Raw genomic sequence first — 25,255 nt, 5'->3', positions numbered from 1 at the left:
CGGCGCTTATTTGCCTGCGATCATTTGCCCCAGCGCGCGAATGCGACCGAGGCGGCGGTCGAAAGCCCGAACACGACCATGGCGCCCCCGACCAGCGCGAACAGGGTCCAGGCCGGAGCCTGCGCGGTCATCAGTCCGATGCCGCCGATCGCGACGATCAGAAGCCGTGCCGTCGAGGCGAGCACGGGCCCGCCGACGCGTGCGGCGCCTTGCGAGGAGAAGTAAAGCGACACGCCCATGCCGAAGAACACGAAGGCCGGACCGGCCCAGTGGAAATAGCTGTGCGCTGCGGCGGTGACGCCGGGATCGCGGGTGAAGAGCCCGACCCACAGTGACGGCGCGAGCGCAACGACGAGACCGATCAGCCCCACCGTGAGTCCCGAGGCGGCAGCCGCGGTCCAGGCGACACGCCGCGCGCGCTTCACATGCCCGGCGCCGATCGCCATGCCGACCATCGGCACCGAGGCGATGCCGAAGGCGAAGGTGATCGGGATCAGCAGAAATTCCAGCCGCGAGCCGATACCGTAGCCCGCCAGCATCTCGGTGCCGAAGGTCGCGAGGATCTTCGTGAAGATCAGAATGGTGAGCACGGTCTGCAGCGGCGACAGGCAGGCCACCGCGCCAACTTTGAGAATGTCCAGGAACATCGCGCGCTCGAAATGAAAGGCGCGGACATCCAGCGGCAGCCGGCTGCGCCCCGACAACAGATACCAGATGAAGAAGATCGCCGCGCAGCTGAACGCGATCAGCTGCCCGCTCGCCACGCCCGGCATGCCGAATTGCGGCACTCCGAACAGGCCGAGCCCCAGCGTGCCGCCGAGCACGATCTGCAGCGCGCTCGCGCCGATCAGAATCATCGAAGGCAGGCGCATGTCGCCGGTACCGCGGATCACCGAGGCCAGCGTGTTGACGAGCCAGATCGCGACCGCGCCGGAGAACAGCACCTGCGAATAGCCGCTGGCCTCCTCGAGCACGCGCTCGCGTCCGCCGAGCAGCGCGAAGAAGGAGCGGCCGAAGGCGAGCATCATCACCGTGAAGAACAGCCCGCCGCAAAGGCCGATGATGGCGGCATGCAGCGCCAGCGTCGCGGCGCGGTCGCGATCCCCTGCGCCGAGAGCGCGGCTGATTGCGGACGAGACGCCGCCGCCCATCGCGCCCGCGCTCATCATCTGCGTCAGCATCGCGAACGGAAACACCAGCGCGATCGCGGCGAGCGGGATGGTGCCGAGCCGGCCGATATAGGAGGTCTCAGCCACTGCGACGAGCGTGCTGCCGACCATCGCGATCATGTTGGGGATCGCGAGCCGCAGCAGCGTCGGCAGGATCGGCGCGGTCAGGAGGCTCGCGATGGGGGAGGCGACCGGCGCAACCGGCGGGACGGCATCTGCGGGGGCGTCGATCGTCATGTTCACCGGGCGGAAAATTAAATGATGACCGACATATTATAAGAGAATGAGCCGGCCGGCGCAGCCCTGGCTCACGCAGGGCTCACCACGGCAGGCCGCATAGGTCGATGGTGCCCAGCGTCGGCGCACGCACGATGTGGAAGACATAGGGCGCCATGTAGGTGAACCGAATCCGCCCTTCCGGCTGTTCGCAATAGACCTCGCCTTTGAACGGCAGCCAGCTCCGGGCCTCGTAGAACGCGAAATTGTGCGGCTCGCAGACCAGTAGGGCGAACCGAACCGCCTCGTTGGCGCGCATGGTATGCACCGCCGCGTCGATCGCCACGGTCGCATAGCCACGGCCGCGCTGGTCCTCGCGCGTCGAGACGCCGCCGATGCCGCCGATATGAACCTTCTGTCCATTCCAGGTGATGGTGCGGAAGTAGATGCCGACATGGCACACGAGACCATCCTCGGGCGTCTCGACCAGCACGCGGAGATCGGCATTGGCCCATTTGACATGAGCCCAGGGCTTGCCTGCGACCAACTGCGGTGCCCAGACCGCCTGAAATAGCGGCTCGGCCCTCGGCCACGAGGCGTCGCCGTTCAATATGTCGATCTCGATGCTCATGGCCTCGTCCTCCACAGCTCCGCTTCTTCGCGCGTTTGTTCTGTCTTAAGCGCCTCAAAGGCAATGATATTTTACAGCGAACCGCAGGTCTGATCACGGCGGCCGGATTGCGGCGAACTTGTGCATTCAAGCAGGACGCGCCAAGTCACGCCTTTTCGCAAATTCTGAGGTATTTAATGGCCGCGGAACCTTCTATAAGGGGTGACCGTTAGAACTCGTTCCCCACCAGTTGCGGACAAGAAGCCATGACCTTTACGCTGCCCCCACTTCCTTACGCCTATGACGCCCTCGGCCAGTACATGTCGAAGGAGACGCTGGAATATCACCACGACAAGCATCATCAGGCCTACGTCACCAACGGCAACAACGCGCTCAAGGGGACCGAATGGGAAGGCAAGTCCCTTGAAGAGATCGTCAAGGGCTCGTTCGGCAAGAACCCCGCGGTGTTCAACAACGCCGGCCAGCACTACAACCACATCCACTTCTGGAGCTGGATGAAGCCCAATGGCGGCGGCACCAAGCTGCCGGGCAAGCTCGAGAAGAAGATCAACGAGGACCTCGGCGGCTTCGAGAAGTTCAAGACCGACTTCCAGGCGGCCGGCGTCGGCCAGTTCGGCTCCGGCTGGTGCTGGCTCCAGGTCAAGAACGGCAAGCTCGAGATCTCCAAGACCCCGAACGGCGAGAATCCGCTGGTGCACGGCGCCACACCGATCCTCGGCTGCGACGTCTGGGAGCACTCTTACTACATCGACTATCGCAATCGCCGTCCCGACTATCTCAAGGCGTTCGTCGAGAACCTCGTGAACTGGGAATACGTGGAGTCCCTGTTCGAGAAGGCGTGACAGGTGTCATTCCGGGGCGCGCGAAGCGCGAGCCCGGAATCCATTTTTCTGCTCGGGTGACGCCCGATGGATTCCGGGTTCGGCGCTGACGCGCCGCCCCGGAATGACAGAAACAAAGGCGGTCGCAGGCGCGACCGCCTTTTTGCTGTGCGGAATTGCCCTGCGTGGCGCGCGCATGGGTCTGTCGTCACACCGTTTGCATCGGGGGAACACCGCCCTTAATCAGGACGGGCATCACCCTCGAGCGACCCAGCCCGTTGTCAGAACCTTCCCCGAACCATCCAGCGCCTTCCGGCGACGCGGAATCCGAGCCGCGGCCGGGCCGGGTCCGCAAGCCGATCGGCTGGTCGACCATCATCATCGCAGCTCTGGTGGCGGTGAGTGCGGCACTGGTCTGGCGGCGGGACGGCACCGACGGCGTTCTGGACATCCTTACCCACGATCTCTCCTTGTTTTCGGGCATCCTGCCGCGCGTGCTCGCCGGCTGCCTGTTAGGGGCCTTCATCTCGGAAATCCTGCCGCACGAGAAAGTCTCGCGCTCGCTCGGGCCGAAGTCCGGCCTGATGGGCCTTTTGATCGGCACGGCGTTCGGCGCGATTCTGCCCGGCGGTCCCTTCACGGCCTACCCGGTGGCGAGCGCGCTGCTCGCGGTCGGCGCCGATTTCGGCGCCACCATCGCCATGGTCGTGAGCTGGACGCTGATCGGCTATGGCCGGGCGGTCGCCTGGGAAATCCCGATCATGGGCACCGATTTCACGCTGTGGCGGATCGTGATCTCGCTGCCGCTGCCGGTGCTCGCCGGCGCCCTCGGCCGCTTCGTCTATGTCAGGCTCTATCCGAAGCCGCTCGCGAAGGACGACGAGAGTTGAGCGCAGCGCTTCTGATCGACATCCTGCTGTGGAGCTCGGTGCTCGGCGTCGGGCTGATCGCCTTTCGTCGTGGGCGTCCGGTGTTCGTGGCCTCGCTGCGCGAGGGCACAATGGATTTCGTCAACATCGTGCCGCGGATTGCGCTTGGCGTGATCGGCTCCGGCTACATCGCGGCCATCATCCCGCAAGAGGTGATCACCGGCTGGCTCGGCCCTGATAGCGGCTGGCTCGGGGTTGCCACCGCCGTGGTCGCCGGCGCCGCCACGCCCGGCGGTCCCGTGGTCGGCTTCTCCATCGGCACCGTGGCGTTGAAGTCGGGGGGCGGGGTGCCGCAGGTGGTTGCCTATGTCGTCGCCTGGGCGCTGTTCGCCTTCCAGCGGGTGATCTTGTGGGAGATCCCGTTCATGCCCGCCCGTTTCGTCTGGTTCCGCTGCGCCGTCTCGGTGCCGTTCCCATTCGTGGCAGCCGCCATCGCCATGGTGATCGGCAAGCCCTGAGCCGCGATGTCAGTCCCGCCGTGGACAGGCGTAATGTTATAATATAACGTCCGCAAATGGCTCCCGCCGCGTCCCACGCCCACCAGCACGACCATGCTCATGGCCATTCCCATGGTCACGGCCATGGACATTCGCACGGGCACGATCACGCCCACGCCCATGTCCACGATGCGACCTCGCCGCATCCGGCCCAGACCGCGCCTTGGTCGATCCTGCGCATGACCATGGCGGGCCGTCTCGCGGCCGCGCTCGCGGTCTGTGCCGTGCTGTGGGGCATCGTCTTGCTGGCGATGAGGTGACGATGGCAGCGTTGCACTTTCACAACGTCACGCTCGGCTATGATCGGCACCCCGCCGTGCATCATCTCAGCGGCGAGGTGGCCGCGGGCGCGCTGGTCGCGGTGATCGGCCCCAACGGGGCCGGCAAGTCGACGCTGTTGCGCGGCATCGTCGGCATCCTCAAGCCGCTCGACGGCACGATCCATCTCGGCGGGCTCGATGCCCGCGACATCGCTTATCTGCCGCAAAGTGCGGAGATCGACCGCAGCTTCCCGATTTCGGTGTTCGATTTCGTCGGCACCGGGCTGTGGCGTGGCACAGGCCTGTTCGGCGGCATCGGCAAGGCCGCGCGCGACAAGATTCTCCGGGCAATCGGAGCCGTTGGCCTCAGCGGTTTCGAGAACCGCCCGATCGGCACGCTCTCCGGCGGTCAGATGCAGCGCGTGCTGTTCGCCCGTGTGCTGCTCCAGGATGCCAGCCTGATCGTGCTCGACGAGCCGTTCAACGCCATCGACAGCAAGACCACCGCCGATCTGCTCGCGCTGGTGAGGCGCTGGCATGGCGAGGGTCGCACCGTGCTCGCCGCGCTGCACGACATGGAGATGGTGCGCAATCATTTCACCGAAACGCTGGTGCTGGCGCGCGGCCCGGTCGCGTGGGGTCCGACGGCGGAGGTGCTGACGCCGGAAAATCTGCTGGTCGCGATGCGGATGTGCGAGGCCTTCGACGACAGCGCCGCGGCCTGCGCGGCCGATGATATCAGCTCGCGGGCGGCCTGATATCCGATGCTCTATGACGCGCTGATCGGTCCGTTCACCGAATTCGAGTTCATGCGGCGCGCGCTCGCCGCGGTGATTGCATTGGCGCTGGCGGGGGCGCCGATCGGCGTGTTCCTGATGCTGCGCCGGATGAGCCTCGTCGGCGACGCCATGGCGCACGCGATCCTGCCTGGCGCGGCGGTTGGTTTCCTGCTCTCCGGCCTCAATCTGTTCGCGATGACGGCCGGCGGCCTGGTCGCCGGCTTTGCCGTCGCGATCCTCGCTGGCGTGGTCGCACGCTCGACCGGGCTGAAGGAGGACGCCTCGCTCGCGACCTTCTATCTCGCTTCGCTTGCGCTCGGCGTCACCATCGTCTCGATCAAGGGCACCAACATCGATCTCCTGCACGTGCTGTTCGGCAACATCCTCGCAATGGACGATCAGACCCTGCTGGTGGTCGCCTTCAACGCCTCGGTGACGCTGCTGGTGCTCGCGGTGATCTACCGCCCGCTGGTGATCGAGAGCGTCGATCCCCTGTTCCTGCGCACCGTGAGCCGCGCCGGTGGCCCCGCCCATCTCGCCTTCCTCGCGCTGGTCGTCATCAACCTCGTCAACGGCTTTCAGGCGCTGGGCACGCTGCTGGCGGTGGGGCTGATGATCCTGCCTGCGGGCATCGCAAGGTTCTGGTCGCGCGATCTCACCGCGATGATCTGCATCGCCGTCATTGCTGCCGGGGTCTCCGGCTATGCCGGCCTCGTGCTCTCATTCCAGACCCGCGTGCCCTCGGGTCCCGCGATCATTCTGGTAGCGACGGTGCTCTACATCGTCTCCATCCTGTTCGGCCGCGTCGGCGGCATCGTCCGGCAGCTGTTTCCCGGCCGGCATCTGGAAGCATGACGATGCGGCTCATCCTGGTCTTTGCACTGTTGCTGATCGCCTCGCCGCTGCGGGCCGCGGAGCGGCTCAACGTCGTCGCGAGCTTCTCGATCCTCGGCGATTTCGTCCGCAATGTCGGTGGTGACCGCGTCAACCTGACGACGCTGGTCGGGCCCGACAGCGACGTCCACGTCTATACGCCGGCCCCTGCCGATGCCAAGCGGGTCGCGGCGGCGAAGCTCGTCATCGTCAACGGGCTCGGGCTGGAGGGCTGGCTGCCGCGCCTCGTGCAATCCGCGGGCAGCAAGGCCAAGGTGATCACCGCAAGCGCCGGCATCGCGCCGTTGAAATTGGGTTCGGCCGCTGATCCCCACGCTTGGCAATCCATCCCGAACGCCAAGATCTACGTCACCGACATTGCGAGCGCGCTCGCCACGGCCGCTCCTGACGATGCAGAGTTCTTCCGCGCCCAGGCCAAGGCCTATCTGGAAAAGCTCGAAACACTGGACCGCGAGGTCCGCGACGCTGTCGCAAAAATCCCACCGGAGCGGCGCAAGGTGATCTCCACCCATGACGCCTTCGGCTATTTCTCCAGCGAATACGGTATCCGGTTCATCGCCCCCCGGGGCGTCTCCACGGAGACCGAGCCGAGCGCGCGAGATATCGCCGCCATCATCGGCCAGATCAAGGCCGCGAGGATCCCGGCCGTGTTCCTTGAAAATATCAGCGACGATCGCCTGATCCGGCGGATCGCCGCCGAGACCGGCGCCAAGGTCGGTGGCATCCTGGTTTCGGACGGTTTGACCGGCGAAAAGGGCCCTGCACCCACTTACATTGACATGGTCAGGCACAATATAAAGGCCCTGACCAGCGCGCTTGACCATTAGGGCAGGGGCCACCCCGCCTCGCGTCGCGCGAAAAAGCCTTGAAGTCCGGAGTTGTTATGTCTGACGCGACCTCCCAGAAGATTCCCGTGACCGTGCTGACCGGCTATCTCGGCGCCGGCAAGACCACGCTGCTCAACCGCATCCTGTCGGAGAACCACGGCAAGAAATACGCCGTCATCGTCAACGAATTCGGCGAGATCGGCATCGACAACGACCTCATCATCGGCGCCGATGAGGAAGTGTTCGAGATGAACAACGGCTGCATCTGCTGCACCGTACGAGGCGACCTCGTCCGCATCATGGACGGCCTGATGAAGCGCAAGGGCAAGTTCGACGCCATCATCGTCGAGACCACCGGTCTTGCCGATCCCGCCCCCGTCGCGCAGACTTTCTTCGTCGATGAGGACGTGCAGAAGAACGCCCGGCTCGATGCGGTCGTGACGGTCGCCGACGCCAAATGGCTGTCCGACCGGCTCAAGGACGCACCCGAGGCCAAGAACCAGATCGCCTTTGCCGACGTCATCGTTCTGAACAAGACCGACCTCGTCAACAAGGGCGAGCTCGCCGAGGTCGAGGCCCGCATTCGCGGCATCAATCCCTATGCGAAGCTGCATCGCACCGAGCGCTGCGCGGTGGCGCTGGCCGACGTGCTCGACCGCGGCGCATTCGACCTCGACCGCATCCTCGACATCGAGCCTGACTTCCTGGAGGCCGACGATCATGACCACGATCATGATCATCACCACCATCACGGCCACGATCACCATCACCATGATCACGGCCACGGCCTGAAGCACTATCACGACGAGGAGATGCAATCGCTCTCGCTCAAGACCGACAAGCCGCTAGATCCCAACGTGTTCATGCCCTGGCTGCAGAACCTGGTGCAGGTCGAGGGCGGCAAGATCCTGCGCTCCAAGGGCATCCTCGCCTTCCACGACGACGACGATCGCTACGTCTTCCAGGGCGTCCACATGATGCTGGAGGGCAACCACCAGCGGAAGTGGAAGGAGGGCGAGCCGCGCGAGAGCCGCCTCGTCTTCATCGGCCGCGAATTGCCCGAAGAGGCGATCCGCAAGGGTTTCGAGAGCTGCATCGTCTCGTGATGAAAGAGTTTACGCCAGCGCCCGAGTCCGCTTCGATCGTTTCCGTCACCGACCGCGTCCAGCCGATTGCGCTCGGCATGGCCGTGACCTCGGTGCATTTCCTGAAGGATCGCGCCGCCTTCGTCGGCGGCGAGGAGAACGTCGCATTCGTCGATGCCAATTGCGAGATCACCACGGTTGCCGTGCATAGCGGCGGCATTCTCTCGACCGCCTCCGACGGCAAGCGCCTCGTCATGGGCGGCGACGACGGCAAGGTCGTCTCGATCGATGCCAAGGGCGAGGTGACGCTGCTCGCCACCGATCCCAAGCGGCGCTGGATCGACGCGGTGGCGCTGCACGCCGACGGCGCGTTCGCCTGGTCGGCCGGCAAGACCGCGACCGTCAAGAGCGGCAAGGCCGAGGAGAAGTCGATCGACGTGCCCTCGACCGTCGGCGGCCTTGCCTTCGCGCCGAAGGGCCTGCGGCTCGCAATCGCGCATTACAACGGCGTGACGCTGTGGTTTCCGAACATGGCGGGATCGGCCGAATTCCTGCCCTGGGCCGGCTCGCATCACGCGGTCACCTTCAGCCCCGACAACAAATTCCTGGTCACCGCCATGCACGAGCCGGCGCTGCACGGCTGGCGGCTCGCCGACAACAGGCACATGCGCATGACCGGCTATCCCGGCCGCGTCCGCTCGATGTCGTGGAGCGCCGGCGGCAAGGGGCTGGCGACGTCGGGCGCCGACACGGTGATCATCTGGCCGTTCGGCAGCAAGGACGGTCCGATGGGCAAGGAGCCCGCGATGCTCGCGCCGCTGCAGGCGCGCGTCTCCGCGGTCGCCTGTCATCCCAAGAACGACATCCTCGCCGCCGGTTACAGCGATGGCACCGTGCTGATGGTCCGTCTGGAGGATGGCGCGGAGATCCTGGTCCGCCGCAATGGCACGCCGCCGGTGGCCGCGATCGCCTGGAACGCCAAAGGCACGCTGCTGGCCTTTGCCGACGAAAATGGGGACGGCGGTCTGCTCGAGCTTTAATCTGTCATGGTTCCCGCCGTATAGGGAACCATGCGATTTCTGACGACCTTCCAGCTTGCCGACTTTGGCGACACCCTGGTCAGTCTGATCACGGCTTTCGTGCTGGGCACCTTGATCGGCGCCGAACGGCAATACCGTCAGCGCACCGCGGGGCTGCGCACCAACGTGCTGGTCGCGGTGGGCGCTGCCGCCTTCGTCGATCTCGCCATGCAGCTGGACGGCGCCGACGGCGCGGTCCGGGTGATCGCCTATGTCGTCTCCGGCATCGGTTTCCTGGGGGCCGGCGTCATCATGAAGCAGGGCATGGACGTGCGCGGGCTCAACACCGCGGCGACCCTGTGGGCCTCGGCCGCGGTCGGCTCCTGTGCCGGCGCCGACATGATCGCACAGGCGGCCGCGCTGACCGTGTTCGTCATCGCCGGCAACACCATGCTGCGCCCGCTGGTCAACGCCATCAACCGCATCCCGCTGAACGAGAAGGCGCTGGAGGCGACCTACTATTTCAAGCTCGCGGTTGCGGCCGACGCCTTGCCCGACATGCGCGACCGCCTCGTCGACAAGCTCGAAGCGGCGAAATATGCCGTGGCCGATATCGAAGTCGCCGAGATCAGCGAGGGCATTCTGGAGATCGCCGCCAAGCTGGTTGCGACTGCGGTCGACCCGAACGATCTGAACGCGGTCGCGACCGATCTGCAGCATCTGCCGGGCGTGCGGCATGCAACCTGGGAAGTCAGCACGACGGAGTAGCGCGGCGTTTTGGCGCGTGCGGGTGGGTTCCGCGCGTTTTCAGGTTCCGGAACCGGCGCGCCCCAGTTTCGTTGATTCCGCGAACAAAGGCGGTGATCGACATGCCCGGCCGAGATGACAAACGTACACTGAAGCTCAACCTGACAATCGCCGGTGCGCTGTTCGCAGCAGGCGTTGCGGTGTCGGTGATGTCCCTGGCGCAAATCCGCGCCGAAAGCCGCATGCAGCTGGCGCAGGCGACGCCCCCGCTCCAGGGCACCCCGTCCGACGAACAGAGCAAGGTGCCCGCGGAGGCGAAGCCCGGCGGCGATCGGCCGACGACGCCGGCCCCCGAGCCCGCACGGCCGGAGCCGCAGACTCAGGGCGCGGCTGGTGCGGCCAAACCGGCGCTGCCGCCGGCCCCGGCCGAGAAGATCGCGCCGCCGATGGAGAAGAAGTAGTTTTTCCGGTCATTCCGGGGCGCGCGAAGCGCGAACTACAGTGCGCAATTGCGCCAGAGTCTGCCGCCCGATGGATTCCGGGCTCGCGCCAAGTGGCGCGCCCCGGAATACGGGCGGAGAGAGCCCGCCTCACCGCACCAGAATATTCCGGAACTGCCAGGGATCGCTGGTGTCGATGTCCTCCGGGAACAGTCCCGGACGATCCGTCAGCGGCGTCCAGTCGGTATAAAAACCCTTCACCGGGCCGAGATAGGGCAGCTGAATTTCGAGCAGGCGCTCGAAATCCATCTCGTCGGCCTCGACGATGCCTTCGTTCGGGTTCTCCAGCGCCCAGACCATGCCGCCGAGCACGGCGGAGGTCACCTGCAGGCCGGTGGCGTTCTGGTAGGGTGCGAGCTCGCGGGTCTCTTCGATGGAGAGCTGCGAGCCGAACCAATAGGCGTTCTTGTCATGGCCGAACAGCAGCACGCCGAGCTCGTCGATGCCGTCGACGATCTCGTTCTCGTCGAGGATGTGGTGCTTCTCCTGCATCTTCCCGGCGCGGCCGAACATTTCATGCAGCGACAGCACGGCATCGTCGGCCGGATGGTAGGCATAGTGGCAGGTCGGCCGGTAAATCGCCTTGCCCGACGCATCGCGCACGGTGAAGTAATCGGCGATCGAGATCGACTCGTTGTGGGTGACGAGGAAGCCATACTGGGCGCCGCGGGTCGGGCACCAGGTGCGCACGCGCGTGTTGGCGCCGGGCTGCATCAGATAGATGGCAGCGCCGCAGCCGGCTTCATGGGTGTGCGCATTCTCGGGCATCCATTTCTCGTGGGTGCCCCAGCCGAGCTCGGATGGCTGCATGCCTTCCGACAGGAAGCCTTCCACCGACCAGGTGTTGACGAAGACGTCCGGCTCCTTCGGCTTCTTCGAACGCTGGGTGTCGCGCTCGGCGATGTGGATGCCCTTGATGCCGGCCTGCCGCATCAAATCCGCCCATTCGCCCTTGGTCTTCGGCCTGGGCGCATTGAGCTTCAGATCGGCCGCGACATTGAGCAGCGCCTGCTTGACGAAGAAGGAGACCATGCCGGGATTGGCGCCGCAGCAGGAGATGGCTGTGGTCGAGCCGGCGGGGCGCGCCTTCTTGGCGGCCAGCGTCGTTTCGCGCAGCGCGTAATTGGAGCGCGCTTCCGGACCCTTCGAGGAATCGAAATAGAAGCCAAGCCAGGGCTCGTTGACGGTGTCGATGTAGAGCGCGCCGAGCTCGTTGCAGAGCTCCATGATGTCGGTCGAGCCGGTATCGACCGACAGATTGACGCAGAACCCCTGGCCGCCGCCCTCGGTGAGCAGCGGGGTCAGCACCTCGCGGTAATTGTCCTTGGTCAGCCCTTTCTGGATGAAGCGGACATTGTGCTTCTCGCAAAGCGCCTTGCGGCCCTCGTCCTTGGGATCGAGCACGGTGATGCGCGACTTGTCGTAGTCGAGATGCCGCTCGATCAGGGGCAGCGTGCCTTTGCCGATGGAGCCGAAGCCGACCATGACGATGGGGCCGGTGATCTTCGCGTAGATCTGCGAGGGAGGGCTCATGGGATGGGTTCTCCGGAACGTGCTGGCAGTGAGGGATGGATCAGGCGCTGCGGCGCTTGTCAGATGCTGCGGCGCTTGGCGGTGACTTCGATCTCGACCTTCATCTCGGGCCTCGCCAGACCAGAGACGACCAGCAAGGTCGCCGCCGGCCTGGTGTCGCCGAGGACCTCGCCGCAGACGGCGAAGTGGGCATCGATATAGCTGGCGTCCGTCACGTAATAGGTCGCACGGACGATATCGGCCATCTCGAATCCGCCCTCCTGCAGGGCGGCTGCGATGGTCTTGAAGCAGTTGCGTGACTGGCTCGTGACATCTGATGGCATCGTCATCGTGGTGTAGTCATAGCCGGTGGTTCCCGCGACGAAGGCGAACTCGCCGTCGATCACGGCACGGCTGTAGCCGACGGACTTCTCGAGCGGGGAGCCGGTGGAGATCAGGCGACGGGACATGGTCATGGGCCTCGACTGAAGGGGTATTTCGCGGGGTTAAAGGGCGTTTCCGGCGCCTGCGCAACCCCAAAGGAACGGGCCTCGCGCAGGCGCGGCAGGGCGTTGCCGCTCAATGCGGCTGCGGTCGTCGCTACACGAGCGATCCCTCAGGCCGCGTGCGCCTCAGGCGCGCGAACCGACCTCCGTTTGGGCAGGGCCGCGCCGGTCGGGACGATCATCCCGGCGGCGCCATCGAGCGCGCCATCAGTGAACTCGATCGCCAGCAGGCGGTTGCGCTCGAACGGGCCGGGCAGCGACAGCTCGGCGGTCTTCTCGGCTGTGAAGCCGAAGCGGGCGTAATAGGGGGCATCGCCGAGCAGGATCACGGCGCCATGCCCGCGCGCCCGGGCGGCAGCCAGCGCTTGTTGCATCAGCGCGGCGCCGATCCCGAGCTCGCGGCAGGCAGGGTCGACCGCCAGCGGTCCGAGGACCAGAGCGGGCCTGCCTCCGGCGCTGACATGCCACAGCCGCACGGTTCCCACGAGCTTGCCCTCGCGCATCGCCGACAGGGCAAGGCCTGCAGCGGGCGCGCGTCCGTCGCGCAGGCGCTGGCAGGTGCGGCCATGGCGGTTCTCGCCAAAGCAAGCATCGAGCAGCGCTTCACGCGTCGCGACGTCTCCAGCACGTTCCGCACGGATCACGAACGGAGCGGCTTTCGAGGTGAGGGCAACTTGCGGCTTCCGAGGAGCAGTCATGGCACGTCAGTCCCCGCTTGAACCGGCGTGCGCACAGCACGCCTGTCCAAGACGTCGTCAGAAATCGAGATGTTGGATGAGGAGCCGGCGGACCGGCTCCCGGGTTCGTCAGGCCTCTGGAAAAGAGAGGCGGATCAGATGTGGTACGTCCGCAGCGGCGGAATGCCGTTGAACGCCACCGACGAGTAGGTCGACGTATAAGCCCCGGTGCCTTCGATCAGCACCTTGTCGCCGATCTCGAGCGTCACCGGAAGCGGATACGGGGTCTTCTCGTACAGCACATCGGCGCTGTCGCAGGTCGGACCTGCGAGCACGCACGGGGTCATGTCCGCGCCGTCGTGACGGGTGCGGATGGCGTAGCGAATCGACTCGTCCATGGTCTCGGCGAGACCGCCGAACTTGCCGATGTCCAGGTACACCCAGCGCACCTCGTCCTCATCGCTCTTCTTCGAGATGAGCACGACCTCGGATTCGATGATGCCGGCGTTACCCACCATGCCGCGGCCCGGCTCGATGATGGTCTCCGGAATCTGGTTGCCGAAGTGCTTGCGCAGCGCGCGGAAGATCGAGCGGCCGTAGGTGACGACCGGCGGCACGTCCTTCAGGTACTTGGTCGGGAAGCCGCCGCCCATGTTGACCATGGACAGGTTGATGCCGCGCTCGGCGCAGTCGCGGAACACCTGCGAGGCCATCGCCAGTGCACGGTCCCACGCCTTCACCTTGCGCTGCTGCGAGCCGACATGGAAGGAGATGCCGCACGGCTCCAGGCCCAGGCGCTTGGCGAGGTCGAGCACCTCGACCGCCATCTCCGGGTCGCAGCCGAACTTGCGCGACAGCGGCCACTCGGCGCCGGCGCAGTCATAGAGGATGCGGCAGAACACCTTCGCACCGGGAGCGGCGCGGGCGATCTTCTCGACCTCGGCGGCGCAATCGACCGCGAACAGGCGAATGCCGAGCGCGAAGGCGCGAGCGATGTCGCGCTCCTTCTTGATCGTGTTGCCGAAGGAGATGCGGTCGGGCGTCGCACCCGCAGCCAGCGCCATCTCGATCTCGGCGACCGTGGCGGTGTCGAAGCAGGAGCCCATGGACGCCAGCAAGGCCAGCACTTCCGGCGCCGGGTTCGCCTTGACGGCATAGAACACGCGGCTGTCGGGCAGCGCCTTGGCGAAGCTCTGGTAATTGTCGCGCACGACCTCGAGGTCGACGACGAGGCACGGCTCGGTGTCGAGGCCTTCGTTGCGGCGGTTGCGCAGGAATTCCTGGATACGTTCGGTCATGGCACTCTCCAACGGTCCCAGCGACGGGAGCCGTATCAACGTGACGTCTGATGAGAGTGCTTCGGCCGCATCGCGCGATGGAGGCGCGCTGGGGCCAAAAAACTCAAACCAGACTGTGCTGCCGTGGATTGGTTGGGAGAGTTTCCCGCCCGCTCACCTGGCAATGAAGGACAAGCCTTTTCAGTAGCCCGCGCCGGCGTTGGACTGCCGGTAGAGACCAAAAAAGCCCGATCCGTCGTTGCTTTAAGTCGCGTCCCCCGTTGAGAGCGGGGTGCGCCGGTTCGCCTCCGGCTGCCAGTCACGGTTGCAAAGAGCGAAGTCACCTTCGACATGGCATCTCTTTGAGAGAGATGCTGGGCGCTCCGGGTTTGCTTCGGTCGCTCGACGTTTCAGTCTCGACTTCCGCACTTCCGAAGAGCCCCTCGGCTTCTTCACCCCTTGGCGGCTGTCCGGCCTCTTGTCCGGATACCTACCGACTGACACACGACCACAGGCACGTGCGAAATTGGGCAAGTCCGCACATAAGCGTTTTGACTCTGGTTCGCAAGAATTTTTTTAGGCTGCGGACAGGATTGCCTAACATCTGCTTGCGCACCTTTGCGCGAGCGACGCGGAAGATGAACGCGCGTTAAGTTTTCGCCGCGCAGCGCGTGCTGCCCACGCGCGAGACGCGTCAGCCGCGCTTGGTGAAGGGCTCGATGCGCTGAGCGCCGCGGATGAAGGCGGTCATCACGAGCACGCCGAGTGCGAACAGCACGGCCTGCAGGATATGGGCGCCCTGGTCGCCGAGCCCGAACAGGATCGCGAGCGCCCAGCCACCGGCAAAGGCCGCGCCGAACACCTCGGCGCCGATCAGGATGGCGGCGCTGATGACGGTGATGACGCTGGACCAGACGATCTGGCGGGACGATGAGGAAGGCGCGTTCATGGCTTCAGGGGATCCTGGCTTCGAGGGCCGCAATCTCCCCGAAAAGGCGGCCGGGGGCAAGGGCAAACGGCCCAAAAAAGCCCCACGCGTGCTATAGCTGGCCGCAACAATCGAGCCACGAAATCCGGGACTTGCGATGTCAGAAACCCGCCAAACTACGGACGCCGAGACCAATCCGCTGCTGAAGGCCTGGGTGACGCCGTTCGCGACCCCGCCCTTCGACGAGATCAAGCCGGAGCATTTCCTGCCGGCCTTCGAGCAGGCCTTCGCCGACCACGCCGCCGAGATCGCGGCGATCACCAACGATCCCGCGGCGCCCGACTTCGCCAATACCATCACGGCGCTGGAGCGCTCGGGCAAGCTCCTGAGCAAGGTCGCGGCGGTCTTCTACGACCTCGTCTCGGCGCATTCCAACCCGGCCATCCTGGAGATCGACAAGGAGGTCTCCTTGCGGATGGCGCGGCACTGGAATCCGATCATGATGAACGCCGTGCTGTTCGGCCGCATCGCCCATCTGCACGAGAACCGCGCGGGTCTCGGTCTCACGCCCGAGCAGCTCCGCCTCTTGGAGCGCACCTACACCCGCTTCCACCGCGCCGGCGCCGGCCTCTCCGAAGAAGCCAAGGTGCGGATGGCCGAGATCAACGAGCGGCTGGCCCAGCTCGGCACCGGCTTCAGCCACCATCTGCTCGGCGACGAGCAGGACTGGTTCCTGGAGCTCGGGGAGTCCGACCGCCAGGGCCTGCCGGAGAGCTTCGTCGCCAGCGCCAAGGCTGCGGCGGAAGAGCGCGGCATGGCAGGCAAGGCCATCGTCACGCTGTCGCGCTCCTCGGTCGAAACGTTCCTGAAGAGCTCCGCCCGGCGTGACCTCCGCGAGAAGGTCTACAAGGCCTTCATCGCGCGCGGCGACAACGGCAACGCCAATGACAACAATGCGACCATTGTCGAGATCCTGAAGCTGCGCGAGGAGAGCGCCGGGCTCCTGGGCTATCCGACCTACGCCGCCTACCGGCTCGAGGACTCCATGGCCAAGACGCCGGACGCGGTGCGCGGCCTGTTGGAGCGGGTCTGGAAGCCGGCCCGCGCCCGCGCGCTTGCCGACCGCGACGAGATGCAGGCGCTGATCACGGAGGAGGGCGGCAATTTCAAGCTCGCCCCTTGGGACTGGCGCTTCTACGCCGAGAAGCTGCGTCTGCAGCGCGCCAATTTCGACGATTCCGCGATCAAGCCGTATCTCGGTCTCGACAACATGATCGCCGCCGCCTTCGACTGCGCCACGCGCCTGTTCGGCGTCACCTTCGAGGAGCGCAGGGACGTTCCGGTCTGGCACCCCGACGTCCGGGTCTGGGAGATGAAGGGGCCGGATGGGAAGCACAAGGCGCTGTTCTATGGCGACTACTTCGCCCGGCCGTCCAAGCGCTCCGGCGCCTGGATGACCTCGCTGCGCGACCAGCAGAAGCTCGACGGCGACGTCGCGCCGCTGGTTCTCAACATCTGCAATTTCGCCAAGGGCGCCGGCGGCGAGCCGTCGCTGCTGTCGCCCGACGATGCCCGCACCCTGTTCCACGAGTTCGGCCACGGCCTGCACGGCATGCTCTCCAACGTGACCTATCCCTCGCTGTCGGGCACCTCCGTGTTCACCGACTTCGTCGAGCTGCCGTCACAGCTCTACGAGCACTGGCAGGAGCGGCCCGAGGTGCTGCAGAAGTTCGCCCGCCACTACCAGACCGGCGAGCCGCTGCCGGACGACCTGCTGCAACGCTTCCTCGCCGCGCGAAAATTCAACCAGGGCTTTGCCACGGTCGAGTTCGTCTCCTCGGCGCTGGTCGACCTGGAATTCCACACCCAGCCGGCCGCCGCCGCGCAGGATGTCCGCGCCTTCGAGAAACGCGAGCTGGAGAAGATCGGCATGCCCGAGGAGATCGCGCTGCGTCACCGGCCGACGCAGTTCGGCCACATCTTCACCGGCGACCATTACGCCGCCGGCTATTACAGCTACATGTGGTCGGAGGTGATGGACGCCGACGCCTTCGGCGCGTTCGAGGAGGCCGGCGACATCTTCGATCCCGCCGTGGCCAAGCGCCTGCACGACGACATCTATTCGTCGGGCGGATCGGTCGATCCGGAAGCCGCCTACGAGGCGTTCCGCGGCCGCCCGCCGGAGCCGGATGCGCTGCTCCGCCGCCGCGGCCTGCTCGAAGACGCCAGGGCAGCCTGATGAGCATGCGCGCCCTGTTCGGATACCTGCTCGCCGCCGCGATGACGCTCGCGGCCGGGGCAGCGAATGCACATCCGCATGTCTGGATCACCGCCACCAGCGAATTGCTCTATGCTGCCGACGGCAGCGTCACCGGCGTGCGCCACGCCTGGACCTTCGACGACATGTTCTCGGCCTATGCGGTGCAGGGGCTCGAGAGCAAGACCAAGGGCGCATACACAAGCGAGGAGCTGAAGCCCCTGGCGCAGACCAACGTCGAGTCCTTGAAGGAATACGCCTACTTCACCTTCGCCAAGGCCGACGGGAAGAAGGAGCGGTTCCAGGAGCCGGTCGACTATTTCCTCGACTACAAGGACACGGTGCTGACCCTGCACTTCACCTTGCCGCTGAAGAATCCGGTCAAGCCCAGGCAGCTGGTGCTCGAAGTGTTCGACCGCTCCTTCTTCATCGACTTCCAGATGGCCAAGGACAGTCCGGTCAAGCTGGTCGGTGCGCCCGCGGGGTGCCAGATGAAGCTGGAGCGGCCGAACGACGGCACCGCGAGCGCGCAGAAGCTGAACGAGCAGACCTTCCTGAACGGTGAGAACTCGAATTTCGGCATGATGTTCGCCAACAAGATCACGGTGGATTGCCCTTGAAGCCGCAACTCTCTTCGCTTGCGCGTGGGCTGCTCGCCACTGCCGCTGTGCTGCTGGTCGTGGCCGTGACTGATGCCGCCCTTCATGATCTTCTCGCGCAAAACCCGTTCGGTGCGCCGCGACCGGCGCAGGCGGCCCAGCCTGAAGCAAGCGGCCTCATCGGCTGGCTGCTCGCCAAGCAGTCGGAATTCTATCGCCAGATGTCGGCGACGATCCGCGCCGCGAAGTCCGATGGCTCGGCGGTGTGGACGCTGCTGTTCATCTCGTTCGCCTACGGCATCTTCCACGCCGCCGGTCCCGGCCACGGCAAGGCGGTGATCGCCTCCTATCTGGTCGCCAACCGCGAGACGGCGCGGCGCGGCATCGCGCTGTCCTTTGCCTCGGCCCTGATGCAGTCGCTGGTCGCGATCCTCATCGTCGGCATCTCGGCCTGGCTGCTGAATGCGACGGCCAAGACGATGTGCAAGGCGGAAGGCGTGATCGAGATTGCGAGCTACGCCCTGATCGCGCTGTTCGGCCTGCGCCTGGTCTGGGTCAAGGGCCGCACCTTCATCCGCGCATTTCAGGCCATCCAGCCGGTGCCGGCGATGGCGGGCGTGCCGCACGACCATGATCACCACCATCATGATGCGCATGATCATCATCACCACGATCACGGCCATGATCAACACCATGGCCACGGCCACGCTCACCATCACCACGGGCACGACCACGTCCACGACGAGCATTGCGGCCATTCCCACGGACCCACGCCAAGCGAACTCGCCGGCCCCGGCGGCTGGCGGCGCGGCTTCGCTGCGATCCTGACCGTCGGCATCCGCCCCTGCTCGGGCGCAATCCTGGTCCTGGTGTTCGCGCTGGCGCAGGGCCTGTTCTGGGCAGGGATCGCCGCGACCTTCCTGATGGGGTTGGGCACCGCGATCACGGTGGCGGCCATTGCTGTCGTTGCCGTCTCCGCCAAGGACATTGCCGCCCGCCTCAGCGCCGGACGCGACGGCGGTGGCGCGCTGTTTATGCGCGGCATCGAGTTCGGCGCCGCGAGTCTGGTCCTGCTGTTCGGCGTCGGCCTCCTGTTCGGCTACATTGCCGCCGAACGGACCACGTGTTTTTGAGGCGATAGATGTCGCGCGAACACTTCTGGTTCTTCCATCCGTTCCGGGTGCGCTATTCCGAGATCGACGGCCAGGGCGTCGTCTTCAACGCGCATTATTTGACCTATTTCGACACTACCATCACCGAATATTTCCGCGCGCTCGGCTTCGACCAATATGCGGATGCAAAGGCGAGCGGCATCGATTTCCACGTCGTCAAATCGCTGATCGAGTACAAGGCGCCTGTTAGGTTCGACTGGGAGCTCGACGTCGGCGCGCGCGTGGCGCGGATCGGCAATTCGAGCCTCCTGTTCGAGCTCGCCATCTTCCGGAAGGGCGGCACTGAGGCGCTGGTAACCGGCGAGATCGTCTGGGTCTACACGGACCAGAACACCCATCGTCCGGTCACGATCCCGGCATCAATGCGGGCACTGATCGCGACGCGAGAACGCCATCTTTCGGCGTGAAGCCGCTCACACCGGCAGAAACCGCTTCAATGCCGGCATGAAGAAGATGCCGAGATTGATCGCAAAGCCGATGCTCCAGAGGATCGAGCGCAGCGTCGGGCGGTTGCCGAGATACGTCAGCACATAGGCAATCCGCACGATCAGGAACAGCGCCGCGAGCTCGTCGATCAGCCGCTGCGGCGCTTCCCTGTATTCGGCGAGCAGCACCGCGAACGCAAAGAACGGAAACGTCTCGATGCCGTTCTGGTGCGCGCCGAGCGCGCGTTGCGACAGGGCGTCCTCATAGAAGGCGGGGTCGCGCGGCCGGGAATTGTCGAAGCGGCGAAACCTGATCCATTTGACCGTGACGATCGTCGACAGATAGAGCAGCAGCGCCCCGAAGACGCACCATTCCGCGAGTGTCATCCTGCCTCCCCCCGCTTGGGTGCGACCCTAGCGAACCCCGGCTCATCTTGACAAGTTCGGACCAACGCGCGACCCAACCAGTCATGAACAGCGTCCTCCCCCTCGAGACCGCGAAACCGGCCACCCGATCCGCCCTACCGCGCGTCGGCGTGCTCCTGATCAATCTCGGAACGCCCGATACGGCCGATGCTTCGGGCGTGCGGATCTACCTCAAGGAGTTCCTCAGCGACGCCCGCGTCATCGAGGACCAGGGCCTGATCTGGAAACTGGTGCTGAACGGGATCATTCTGCGCAGCCGTCCGCGCACCAAGGCGCTCGACTACCAGAAGATCTGGAACAATGAGCGGAACGAGTCGCCGCTGAAAACCATCACGCGCTCGCAAAGCGACAAGCTCGCGGCCGCCTTGTCGGACCGCGACAACGTCGTCGTGGATTGGGCGATGCGCTACGGCAATCCGTCGATCAAGTCGGGCATCGACGCGCTGATCGCGAAGGGCTGCGAGCGTATCCTGGCCGTGCCGCTCTATCCGCAATATTCGGCCTCGACCTCGGCGACCGTCTGCGACGAAATCTTCCGCGTGCTCGCGCAGCTGCGGAACCAGCCGACTCTGCGGGTGACGCCGCCCTACTATGACGACAAAGCCTATATCGAGGCGCTCGCCGCCTCGATCGAGGGCCATCTGGCGACGCTGTCCTTCAAGCCGGAGCTGATCGTGGCATCCTTCCACGGCATGCCGAAAGCCTATGTCGACAAGGGCGATCCCTATCAGCAGCACTGCATCGCGACGACCGAGGCGCTGCGCCGCCGGCTCGGCATGGACGAGACCAAGCTGCTGCTGACCTTCCAGTCGCGCTTCGGCAACGACGAGTGGCTGCAGCCCTATACCGACAAGACCATGGAGCGGCTTGCCAAAGAGGGCGTGCGCCGCATCGCAGTGGTGACGCCGGGCTTTTCCGCCGACTGCCTGGAGACGCTGGAGGAGATCGCGCAGGAGAACGCGGAGATCTTCAAGCACAATGGCGGCGAGCAGTTTTCCGCGATCCCCTGCCTCAACGACAGCGGACCGGGCATGAACGTGATCCGCACCCTGGTGCTGCGCGAGCTCCAGGGCTGGATCTGATGGGCATCCCATGAACCGCCGCCGGTGCCTGGCGCTTCTTGGGATGCTCGCGGCGCTGCCGGCCCCGGCCCTGGCGCAGCAGCCGAACGCGACACGGCGGCTCGGCGTGCTCTCGGTCACGGCTGCTGATGATGCGATCGGCCAGACGCGCAGCATGGCCCTGGTCGAAGCGCTCGCCGGCCAAGGCTGGAAGGAGCGCGACAATCTCAAGATCGATTGGCGCAACGGCGGCGGCGAGCGCGCCCGCATCGCGCAGTTCGCCGACGAGCTGATCGCGCTCAAGCCCGACATCCTGCTTGCGGTCGGCACACCCTCGGTCGAAGAGCTGCGCCGGCGCACCACGACGATCCCGATCGTGTTCGCCGTCGTCACCGATCCCGTCAGCCAGGGTTTTGTCGAAAACCTCGCGCATCCCGGCGGCAACCTCACCGGCTTTACCGATTACGACGGTCCGCTCGCCGGCAAATGGCTGGAGATGCTGACGCAGGTCACGCCGAAGGTGTCCCGCGCTGCGGTCGTCTTCAATCCCGCCACCGCGCCGTTCGCGCCACTGATGTTGCGCGCCATCGAGGACGCCGCACGGACGCTGCGCCTGACGGTCGAGCCCGCGCCCGTCCATGACGCCGTCTCGATCGGGGCGCTGGCTTCCAGGCAAGACGGCGCCATCCTGGTCCTGCCGGACTTCTTCACCATGGCCAACCGCGCGCAACTGCTCTCGGCGATCGCACAGGCGCGTGTACCCGCGGTATTCTGGAGCCGGACGTTCGTCGATGAGGGTGGGCTGATGTCCTACAGCACCGACAGCGTCGAGCAGCTTCGCCGCGCCGCGGACTATATCGATCGGATCCTGAAGGGCGCACGGCCGGCCGACCTGCCGGTGCAGAATCCCACCAAGTTCGAGCTGGTGATCAACCTGAAGGCGGCGAGAGCGCTCGGCATCACGCTTTCCCCGGGCCTGCTTGCAATTGCGAATGACGTGATCGAATGAACCCGTCCGTGACGGACGCCTCGCCCGAATTCGCTAATTTCCGCTGCTAGAGCATGATCCGGAAAAGTGTGAAGCGGTTTTCCGAAAAGATCATGCTCAAACAATAACCTAAAGTGCGATGACGATTCATCCTGATCGCATCGCGCTTTAGGCCTGCGCCCGCGCGCTTTCAAGAGCCTGTCGCAAATACATATCGCGACCGTTCTCTTGCTGTGTGTCTTGTGTGGAATTGCTCCGATACCGACGTGAATTGCGACCGCTGAACCGGTAGGATCGTGATCCCGACCAATGACAGCGCCGGAAAGGGCTTTTTCCTGACGTCTTGTCCCGGCTTGGAGGAGATATGAGCGGCTTCGACATTTTCGCGATTGTTCTGGTTTTGCTCGTCATCGTCACGCTGGTCGCCGGCGTGAAGACGGTGCCGCAGGGCTATGACTGGACCATCGAGCGGTTCGGCAAATACACCCAGACGCTGAGCCCCGGGCTCAATTTGATCGTGCCCTATTTCGATCGCGTCGGGCGCAAGATCAACATGATGGAGCAGGTGATCGACATTCCCGAGCAGGAGGTGATCACCAAGGACAACGCCACGGTGACGGTGGACGGCGTCGCCTTCTATCAGGTGTTCGATGCCGCCAAGGCGAGCTACGAGGTCGCCAACCTGAACCAGGGGATCACGGTGCTGACCATGACCAACATCCGCTCGGTGATGGGCTCGATGGACCTCGACCAGGTGCTGTCGCACCGCGACGAAATCAACGAGCGCCTGCTCCGCGTGGTCGACGCCGCGGTCTCGCCCTGGGGCGTCAAGGTCAACCGCATCGAGATCAAGGACATCGTGCCGCCCGCCGACCTGGTCGAAGCCATGGGGCGGCAGATGAAGGCCGAGCGGGTCAAGCGCGCCGACATTCTCGCGGCCGAAGGCCAACGCCAGTCCGAGATCCTGCGCGCCGAGGGCGCCAAGCAGGGCCAGATCCTCCAGGCGGAAGGCCGCCGCGAGGCCGCCTTCCGCGATGCCGAGGCGCGCGAGCGGTCGGCGGAAGCCGAGGCCAAGGCCACGCAAATGGTCAGCGAGGCCATCGCCAAGGGCGATGTCGCTGCGCTAAACTATTTTATCGCCGACAAGTATATCAAGGCATTCGGGCAACTGGCCGACTCGCCGAACCAGAAGGTCATCATGCTTCCGGTCGAAGCGATGAGCATGCTGGGCTCGCTCGCCGGCATCGGCGAAATTGCGAAGGCCACGTTCGGGGAGAGCGCGGTGGCCGCGGCCCGCCGCGGCGGCTCGGTACCGTCGTCGGGCCCGACACCGCCGTTCGTGCCGCAGCAGTAACGGGACTATTCACAGAGGTCGTGTCATGACCGACATGTTCGTATCGCTCGGCAACTGGAACTGGCTGATCCTCGGCTTCATCCTGATGGCGTTGGAGGTGCTGGCGCCCGGCATCTTCCTGTTCTGGCTCGGGCTCGCTGCGCTGCTGGTCGGCCTGATCTCGTTCGCGGCGGCGATCTCCTGGCAGGTCCAGCTCGTGATGTTCGCGATCTTTGCCGCCGCTGCCGTGCCGGTCTGGCGCCGCCTCGCCAAGCCGAAGCCGGACGCCAGCGCCAGTCCGTTCCTCAACAAGCGCAGCGAAGCCCTGCTCGGCCGCGAGTTCACGCTGGAGAAGCCGATCATCGACGGCACCGGCACCGTGCGCATCGGCGACACGGTATGGCGCGTGGCTGGGCCCGATACGCCGGCCGGCACGCGGGTGAAGGTGGTACAGGTCGACGGCGCCAACCTGACGGTCGCCGCGGCGTGAGGACTTTTCCCCTCTCCCCTTGCGGGAGAGGGTGGCTCGCCGCAAAGCGGCGAGACGGGTGAGGGGTGTCTCTCCGCGATAGCTAAGCTGAGTTCGTGGAGAGAGACCCCTCATCCGGCGCTTCGCGCCACCTTCTCCCACAAGGGGAGAAGGAACACCAGCGCGTGGCAACGAGTGATGCTCACCTTCTCCATCGCTCCGCAAACCTGTGCAGTGGCATGAAGGTCTCGCACAATTCCCGGCCCAGCGGTGTCAGTCCGTAACCTCCGCCGTCGCCCAGCTCCACGAAGCCCGCCTCGCGCAGCTCGGTCAGCCGGGCCTGCAGCACCGTGGGCGAGGCCTCGTCGCAGGCGCTGCGCAGGGCGCGCGAGGTGAGGGGCTCTCCGCGCAACTCCCACAAGATCCGCAAGGCCCAGCGCCGGCCGAGCAGGTCGAGCAAAGCCATGATCGGCCGTCCGGTGCGCGAGCCGCGGACGCGGCGTTCTGCTGTTGTCGCCCGTTTCGCCATGGTCACCTCTTGCGTCATGCTACGGATAATGTAGCGTAGTGCTACGGTAAATGTAGCAATGGAAATCGCTCATGTCCCAGGCCTCACCGCGCATCGCCCCGCTCTCGCCGCCTTATCCCCTGGACATCCAGGCGCAGTTCGACCGCATCATGCGCGGTGCGCCGCCGCTGGTGCTGTTCCGGGTGATGGCGGGCCATGACCGCGCCTGGGACAAGTTTCGCGCGGGCGGGCTGCTTGATCCGGGGCCGCTCTCGCTGCGCCAGCGTGAGATCGTCATCGACCGCACCTGTGCGCTGAACGGATGCGAATACGAATGGGGCGTGCATGTCGCGATCTTCGCCGGGCCGGCGAAGCTCACCGCGGAGGAGGTGCGTGCGACGGTGCTGGGTGATACGAATTCGGCCCTTTGGTCGCCGGCCGAGCAGGCGCTGATCGCAGCCGTCGACGCGCTGCATCATCGCGCGACACTCGCGGACGAGGAGTTCGCCGCGCTGTCGACGCATTACGACGAGGCGCAGATCCTGGAGATCATGCTGCTGTGCGGCTTCTATCGCACGGTGTCGTATCTGGCGAACGGGCTGCGCTTGCCGCTGGAGGAGAACGCGGCGCGGTTTCCGGCGCCGCTCTAGCGGCCGTCATTGCGAGGAGCGTCTCATCCTCACCGTCATTCCGGGGCGCGCGAAGCGCGAGCCCGGAATCCATCGGGCAGCGACCTCGGGGTG

Annotated in this window: 29 protein-coding genes; 20 read left to right on the top strand and 9 right to left on the bottom strand. The window is 65.4% G+C overall.

What is annotated here, in order from left to right; all coding sequences use genetic code 11:
- Nucleotides 1-20: 20 nt before the first annotated feature.
- Nucleotides 21-1,406, bottom strand: coding sequence for an MATE family efflux transporter (locus tag I6F24_RS13765; RefSeq protein WP_035997689.1), 1,386 nt, complete (start codon nucleotides 1,404-1,406; stop codon nucleotides 21-23).
- An 82-nt stretch (nucleotides 1,407-1,488) separates the two neighbouring features.
- Nucleotides 1,489-2,016 (bottom strand): GNAT family N-acetyltransferase, encoded by a 528-nt coding sequence (locus tag I6F24_RS13760; protein ID WP_225126500.1) that lies wholly within the window; start codon nucleotides 2,014-2,016, stop codon nucleotides 1,489-1,491.
- Nucleotides 2,017-2,261: 245 nt separating this feature from the next.
- Here I6F24_RS13760 and I6F24_RS13755 point away from each other — a divergent pair, with 245 nt between their 5' ends.
- From I6F24_RS13755 to I6F24_RS13705, 11 genes are all read left to right on the top strand, one after another.
- Nucleotides 2,262-2,858, top strand: a complete 597-nt coding sequence (locus I6F24_RS13755) for a superoxide dismutase (RefSeq protein WP_027573470.1) — start codon at nucleotides 2,262-2,264, stop codon at nucleotides 2,856-2,858.
- A gap of 257 nt (nucleotides 2,859-3,115) precedes the next feature.
- On the top strand, nucleotides 3,116-3,727 hold the full coding sequence (locus tag I6F24_RS13750) for a permease (protein WP_057028225.1): 612 nt from the start codon (nucleotides 3,116-3,118) through the stop codon (nucleotides 3,725-3,727).
- Nucleotides 3,724-4,224, top strand: coding sequence for a hypothetical protein (locus tag I6F24_RS13745; RefSeq protein ID WP_035997695.1), 501 nt, complete (start codon nucleotides 3,724-3,726; stop codon nucleotides 4,222-4,224). Before I6F24_RS13750 ends, I6F24_RS13745 begins: the two co-directional genes overlap by 4 nt.
- Nucleotides 4,225-4,280: 56 nt before the next feature.
- Nucleotides 4,281-4,523, top strand: coding sequence for a hypothetical protein (locus I6F24_RS13740; protein WP_035997699.1), 243 nt, complete (start codon nucleotides 4,281-4,283; stop codon nucleotides 4,521-4,523).
- A gap of 2 nt (nucleotides 4,524-4,525) precedes the next feature.
- Nucleotides 4,526-5,281: an ABC transporter ATP-binding protein gene (locus tag I6F24_RS13735; protein ID WP_225149311.1), complete on the top strand. Its 756-nt coding sequence runs from the start codon at nucleotides 4,526-4,528 to the stop codon at nucleotides 5,279-5,281.
- 6 nt (nucleotides 5,282-5,287) lie between these two features.
- Nucleotides 5,288-6,157: a metal ABC transporter permease gene (locus I6F24_RS13730; protein WP_225149310.1), complete on the top strand. Its 870-nt coding sequence runs from the start codon at nucleotides 5,288-5,290 to the stop codon at nucleotides 6,155-6,157.
- A 2-nt stretch (nucleotides 6,158-6,159) separates the two neighbouring features.
- A complete protein-coding gene (locus tag I6F24_RS13725) occupies nucleotides 6,160-7,023 on the top strand; it encodes a metal ABC transporter substrate-binding protein (protein ID WP_225139461.1) in 864 nt (287 codons plus the stop codon).
- A gap of 56 nt (nucleotides 7,024-7,079) precedes the next feature.
- Nucleotides 7,080-8,129 carry a GTP-binding protein gene (locus I6F24_RS13720; RefSeq protein WP_036036600.1) on the top strand — a complete coding sequence of 350 codons (1,050 nt, stop codon included), beginning with the start codon at nucleotides 7,080-7,082 and terminating at the stop codon, nucleotides 8,127-8,129.
- Nucleotides 8,129-9,148 (top strand): WD-repeat family protein, encoded by a 1,020-nt coding sequence (locus I6F24_RS13715; protein WP_036021360.1) that lies wholly within the window; start codon nucleotides 8,129-8,131, stop codon nucleotides 9,146-9,148. The genes I6F24_RS13720 and I6F24_RS13715 overlap by 1 nt, the downstream gene beginning before the upstream one ends.
- A 30-nt stretch (nucleotides 9,149-9,178) precedes the next feature.
- Nucleotides 9,179-9,895 carry an MgtC/SapB family protein gene (locus tag I6F24_RS13710; RefSeq protein WP_225139360.1) on the top strand — a complete coding sequence of 239 codons (717 nt, stop codon included), beginning with the start codon at nucleotides 9,179-9,181 and terminating at the stop codon, nucleotides 9,893-9,895.
- Between the two features lie 101 nt (nucleotides 9,896-9,996).
- On the top strand, nucleotides 9,997-10,335 hold the full coding sequence (locus I6F24_RS13705) for a hypothetical protein (RefSeq protein WP_225139359.1): 339 nt from the start codon (nucleotides 9,997-9,999) through the stop codon (nucleotides 10,333-10,335).
- Between the two features lie 129 nt (nucleotides 10,336-10,464).
- Here I6F24_RS13705 and I6F24_RS13700 read toward each other — a convergent pair whose 3' ends face one another.
- The 5 genes from I6F24_RS13700 to I6F24_RS13680 all read right to left on the bottom strand — a co-directional run bounded on the left by I6F24_RS13700 (nucleotide 10,465) and on the right by I6F24_RS13680 (nucleotide 15,295).
- Nucleotides 10,465-11,907 carry a homospermidine synthase gene (locus I6F24_RS13700; protein WP_035997714.1) on the bottom strand — a complete coding sequence of 481 codons (1,443 nt, stop codon included), beginning with the start codon at nucleotides 11,905-11,907 and terminating at the stop codon, nucleotides 10,465-10,467.
- 59 nt (nucleotides 11,908-11,966) lie between these two features.
- Nucleotides 11,967-12,356, bottom strand: a complete 390-nt coding sequence (locus tag I6F24_RS13695) for a RidA family protein (RefSeq protein ID WP_225149392.1) — start codon at nucleotides 12,354-12,356, stop codon at nucleotides 11,967-11,969.
- Between the two features lie 146 nt (nucleotides 12,357-12,502).
- On the bottom strand, nucleotides 12,503-13,090 hold the full coding sequence (locus tag I6F24_RS13690) for an N-acetyltransferase (protein ID WP_035997718.1): 588 nt from the start codon (nucleotides 13,088-13,090) through the stop codon (nucleotides 12,503-12,505).
- 134 nt (nucleotides 13,091-13,224) lie between these two features.
- The gene (locus I6F24_RS13685) at nucleotides 13,225-14,367 is read right to left on the bottom strand and encodes a type III PLP-dependent enzyme (RefSeq protein WP_035997723.1); all 1,143 of its coding nucleotides are present in this window, start codon (nucleotides 14,365-14,367) and stop codon (nucleotides 13,225-13,227) included.
- A gap of 673 nt (nucleotides 14,368-15,040) precedes the next feature.
- The gene (locus tag I6F24_RS13680) at nucleotides 15,041-15,295 is read right to left on the bottom strand and encodes a hypothetical protein (protein ID WP_035997726.1); all 255 of its coding nucleotides are present in this window, start codon (nucleotides 15,293-15,295) and stop codon (nucleotides 15,041-15,043) included.
- Nucleotides 15,296-15,431: 136 nt separating this feature from the next.
- On the opposite strand from I6F24_RS13680, the gene I6F24_RS13675 reads away from it, so the two are divergent.
- From I6F24_RS13675 to I6F24_RS13660, 4 genes are read left to right on the top strand one after another with little or no spacing between them, the layout of a single operon-like run.
- A complete protein-coding gene (locus I6F24_RS13675) occupies nucleotides 15,432-17,513 on the top strand; it encodes a M3 family metallopeptidase (protein WP_225149309.1) in 2,082 nt (693 codons plus the stop codon).
- A complete protein-coding gene (locus I6F24_RS13670; RefSeq protein WP_036021366.1) occupies nucleotides 17,513-18,151 on the top strand; it encodes a DUF1007 family protein in 639 nt (212 codons plus the stop codon). Before I6F24_RS13675 ends, I6F24_RS13670 begins: the two co-directional genes overlap by 1 nt.
- Nucleotides 18,148-19,263 (top strand): nickel/cobalt transporter, encoded by a 1,116-nt coding sequence (locus I6F24_RS13665; RefSeq protein WP_225149308.1) that lies wholly within the window; start codon nucleotides 18,148-18,150, stop codon nucleotides 19,261-19,263. Before I6F24_RS13670 ends, I6F24_RS13665 begins: the two co-directional genes overlap by 4 nt.
- Nucleotides 19,264-19,271: 8 nt before the next feature.
- Complete coding sequence (locus I6F24_RS13660; protein ID WP_035997736.1) at nucleotides 19,272-19,709, top strand: thioesterase family protein; 438 nt, start codon at nucleotides 19,272-19,274, stop codon at nucleotides 19,707-19,709.
- 6 nt (nucleotides 19,710-19,715) lie between these two features.
- Here I6F24_RS13660 and I6F24_RS13655 read toward each other — a convergent pair whose 3' ends face one another.
- The gene (locus I6F24_RS13655; RefSeq protein ID WP_035997738.1) at nucleotides 19,716-20,114 is read right to left on the bottom strand and encodes an MAPEG family protein; all 399 of its coding nucleotides are present in this window, start codon (nucleotides 20,112-20,114) and stop codon (nucleotides 19,716-19,718) included.
- 83 nt (nucleotides 20,115-20,197) lie between these two features.
- Here I6F24_RS13655 and hemH point away from each other — a divergent pair, with 83 nt between their 5' ends.
- The 4 genes from hemH (at nucleotide 20,198) to I6F24_RS13635 (ending at nucleotide 24,025) form a co-directional block, all read left to right on the top strand.
- The gene (hemH, locus tag I6F24_RS13650; protein WP_225149307.1) at nucleotides 20,198-21,235 is read left to right on the top strand and encodes a ferrochelatase; all 1,038 of its coding nucleotides are present in this window, start codon (nucleotides 20,198-20,200) and stop codon (nucleotides 21,233-21,235) included.
- 10 nt (nucleotides 21,236-21,245) lie between these two features.
- Entirely contained in the window at nucleotides 21,246-22,223 is a 978-nt protein-coding gene (locus tag I6F24_RS13645; protein ID WP_225149306.1) for an ABC transporter substrate-binding protein, read from the top strand.
- A gap of 343 nt (nucleotides 22,224-22,566) precedes the next feature.
- Nucleotides 22,567-23,556 (top strand): SPFH domain-containing protein, encoded by a 990-nt coding sequence (locus I6F24_RS13640; protein ID WP_057028214.1) that lies wholly within the window; start codon nucleotides 22,567-22,569, stop codon nucleotides 23,554-23,556.
- A 25-nt stretch (nucleotides 23,557-23,581) separates the two neighbouring features.
- Nucleotides 23,582-24,025, top strand: a complete 444-nt coding sequence (locus I6F24_RS13635) for an NfeD family protein (RefSeq protein WP_225149305.1) — start codon at nucleotides 23,582-23,584, stop codon at nucleotides 24,023-24,025.
- 181 nt (nucleotides 24,026-24,206) lie between these two features.
- Here the strand turns inward: I6F24_RS13635 and I6F24_RS13630 are convergent, their stop codons facing one another.
- Complete coding sequence (locus I6F24_RS13630; protein WP_035997791.1) at nucleotides 24,207-24,533, bottom strand: helix-turn-helix domain-containing protein; 327 nt, start codon at nucleotides 24,531-24,533, stop codon at nucleotides 24,207-24,209.
- Between the two features lie 71 nt (nucleotides 24,534-24,604).
- On the opposite strand from I6F24_RS13630, the gene I6F24_RS13625 reads away from it, so the two are divergent.
- Nucleotides 24,605-25,162, top strand: a complete 558-nt coding sequence (locus I6F24_RS13625) for a carboxymuconolactone decarboxylase family protein (RefSeq protein ID WP_109142385.1) — start codon at nucleotides 24,605-24,607, stop codon at nucleotides 25,160-25,162.
- Nucleotides 25,163-25,255 lie beyond the last annotated feature (93 nt).

The sequence above is a fragment of the Bradyrhizobium sp. BRP23 genome, from assembly GCF_020194135.1.
GTDB classification, from domain to species: Bacteria; Pseudomonadota; Alphaproteobacteria; order Rhizobiales; family Xanthobacteraceae; genus Bradyrhizobium; species Bradyrhizobium yuanmingense.
The sequence above is the reverse complement of the archived record's forward strand: the minus strand, read 5'-3'. Positions and strand labels throughout refer to the sequence as shown.

Coding starts and splice junctions, on each gene's coding strand:
- I6F24_RS13765 (WP_035997689.1), bottom strand. CDS start 1,406: ATGACGATCGACGCCCCCGCAGATGCCGTCCCGCCGGTTGCGCCGGTC.
- I6F24_RS13760 (WP_225126500.1), bottom strand. CDS start 2,016: ATGAGCATCGAGATCGACATATTGAACGGCGACGCCTCGTGGCCGAGG.
- I6F24_RS13755 (WP_027573470.1), top strand. CDS start 2,262: ATGACCTTTACGCTGCCCCCACTTCCTTACGCCTATGACGCCCTCGGC.
- I6F24_RS13740 (WP_035997699.1), top strand. CDS start 4,281: ATGGCTCCCGCCGCGTCCCACGCCCACCAGCACGACCATGCTCATGGC.
- I6F24_RS13735 (WP_225149311.1), top strand. CDS start 4,526: ATGGCAGCGTTGCACTTTCACAACGTCACGCTCGGCTATGATCGGCAC.
- I6F24_RS13730 (WP_225149310.1), top strand. CDS start 5,288: ATGCTCTATGACGCGCTGATCGGTCCGTTCACCGAATTCGAGTTCATG.
- I6F24_RS13725 (WP_225139461.1), top strand. CDS start 6,160: ATGCGGCTCATCCTGGTCTTTGCACTGTTGCTGATCGCCTCGCCGCTG.
- I6F24_RS13720 (WP_036036600.1), top strand. CDS start 7,080: ATGTCTGACGCGACCTCCCAGAAGATTCCCGTGACCGTGCTGACCGGC.
- I6F24_RS13715 (WP_036021360.1), top strand. CDS start 8,129: ATGAAAGAGTTTACGCCAGCGCCCGAGTCCGCTTCGATCGTTTCCGTC.
- I6F24_RS13710 (WP_225139360.1), top strand. CDS start 9,179: ATGCGATTTCTGACGACCTTCCAGCTTGCCGACTTTGGCGACACCCTG.
- I6F24_RS13705 (WP_225139359.1), top strand. CDS start 9,997: ATGCCCGGCCGAGATGACAAACGTACACTGAAGCTCAACCTGACAATC.
- I6F24_RS13700 (WP_035997714.1), bottom strand. CDS start 11,907: ATGAGCCCTCCCTCGCAGATCTACGCGAAGATCACCGGCCCCATCGTC.
- I6F24_RS13695 (WP_225149392.1), bottom strand. CDS start 12,356: ATGTCCCGTCGCCTGATCTCCACCGGCTCCCCGCTCGAGAAGTCCGTC.
- I6F24_RS13690 (WP_035997718.1), bottom strand. CDS start 13,090: ATGACTGCTCCTCGGAAGCCGCAAGTTGCCCTCACCTCGAAAGCCGCT.
- I6F24_RS13685 (WP_035997723.1), bottom strand. CDS start 14,367: ATGACCGAACGTATCCAGGAATTCCTGCGCAACCGCCGCAACGAAGGC.
- I6F24_RS13680 (WP_035997726.1), bottom strand. CDS start 15,295: ATGAACGCGCCTTCCTCATCGTCCCGCCAGATCGTCTGGTCCAGCGTC.
- I6F24_RS13675 (WP_225149309.1), top strand. CDS start 15,432: ATGTCAGAAACCCGCCAAACTACGGACGCCGAGACCAATCCGCTGCTG.
- I6F24_RS13670 (WP_036021366.1), top strand. CDS start 17,513: ATGAGCATGCGCGCCCTGTTCGGATACCTGCTCGCCGCCGCGATGACG.
- I6F24_RS13660 (WP_035997736.1), top strand. CDS start 19,272: ATGTCGCGCGAACACTTCTGGTTCTTCCATCCGTTCCGGGTGCGCTAT.
- I6F24_RS13655 (WP_035997738.1), bottom strand. CDS start 20,114: ATGACACTCGCGGAATGGTGCGTCTTCGGGGCGCTGCTGCTCTATCTG.
- hemH (WP_225149307.1), top strand. CDS start 20,198: ATGAACAGCGTCCTCCCCCTCGAGACCGCGAAACCGGCCACCCGATCC.
- I6F24_RS13645 (WP_225149306.1), top strand. CDS start 21,246: ATGAACCGCCGCCGGTGCCTGGCGCTTCTTGGGATGCTCGCGGCGCTG.
- I6F24_RS13640 (WP_057028214.1), top strand. CDS start 22,567: ATGAGCGGCTTCGACATTTTCGCGATTGTTCTGGTTTTGCTCGTCATC.
- I6F24_RS13635 (WP_225149305.1), top strand. CDS start 23,582: ATGACCGACATGTTCGTATCGCTCGGCAACTGGAACTGGCTGATCCTC.
- I6F24_RS13630 (WP_035997791.1), bottom strand. CDS start 24,533: ATGGCGAAACGGGCGACAACAGCAGAACGCCGCGTCCGCGGCTCGCGC.
- I6F24_RS13625 (WP_109142385.1), top strand. CDS start 24,605: ATGTCCCAGGCCTCACCGCGCATCGCCCCGCTCTCGCCGCCTTATCCC.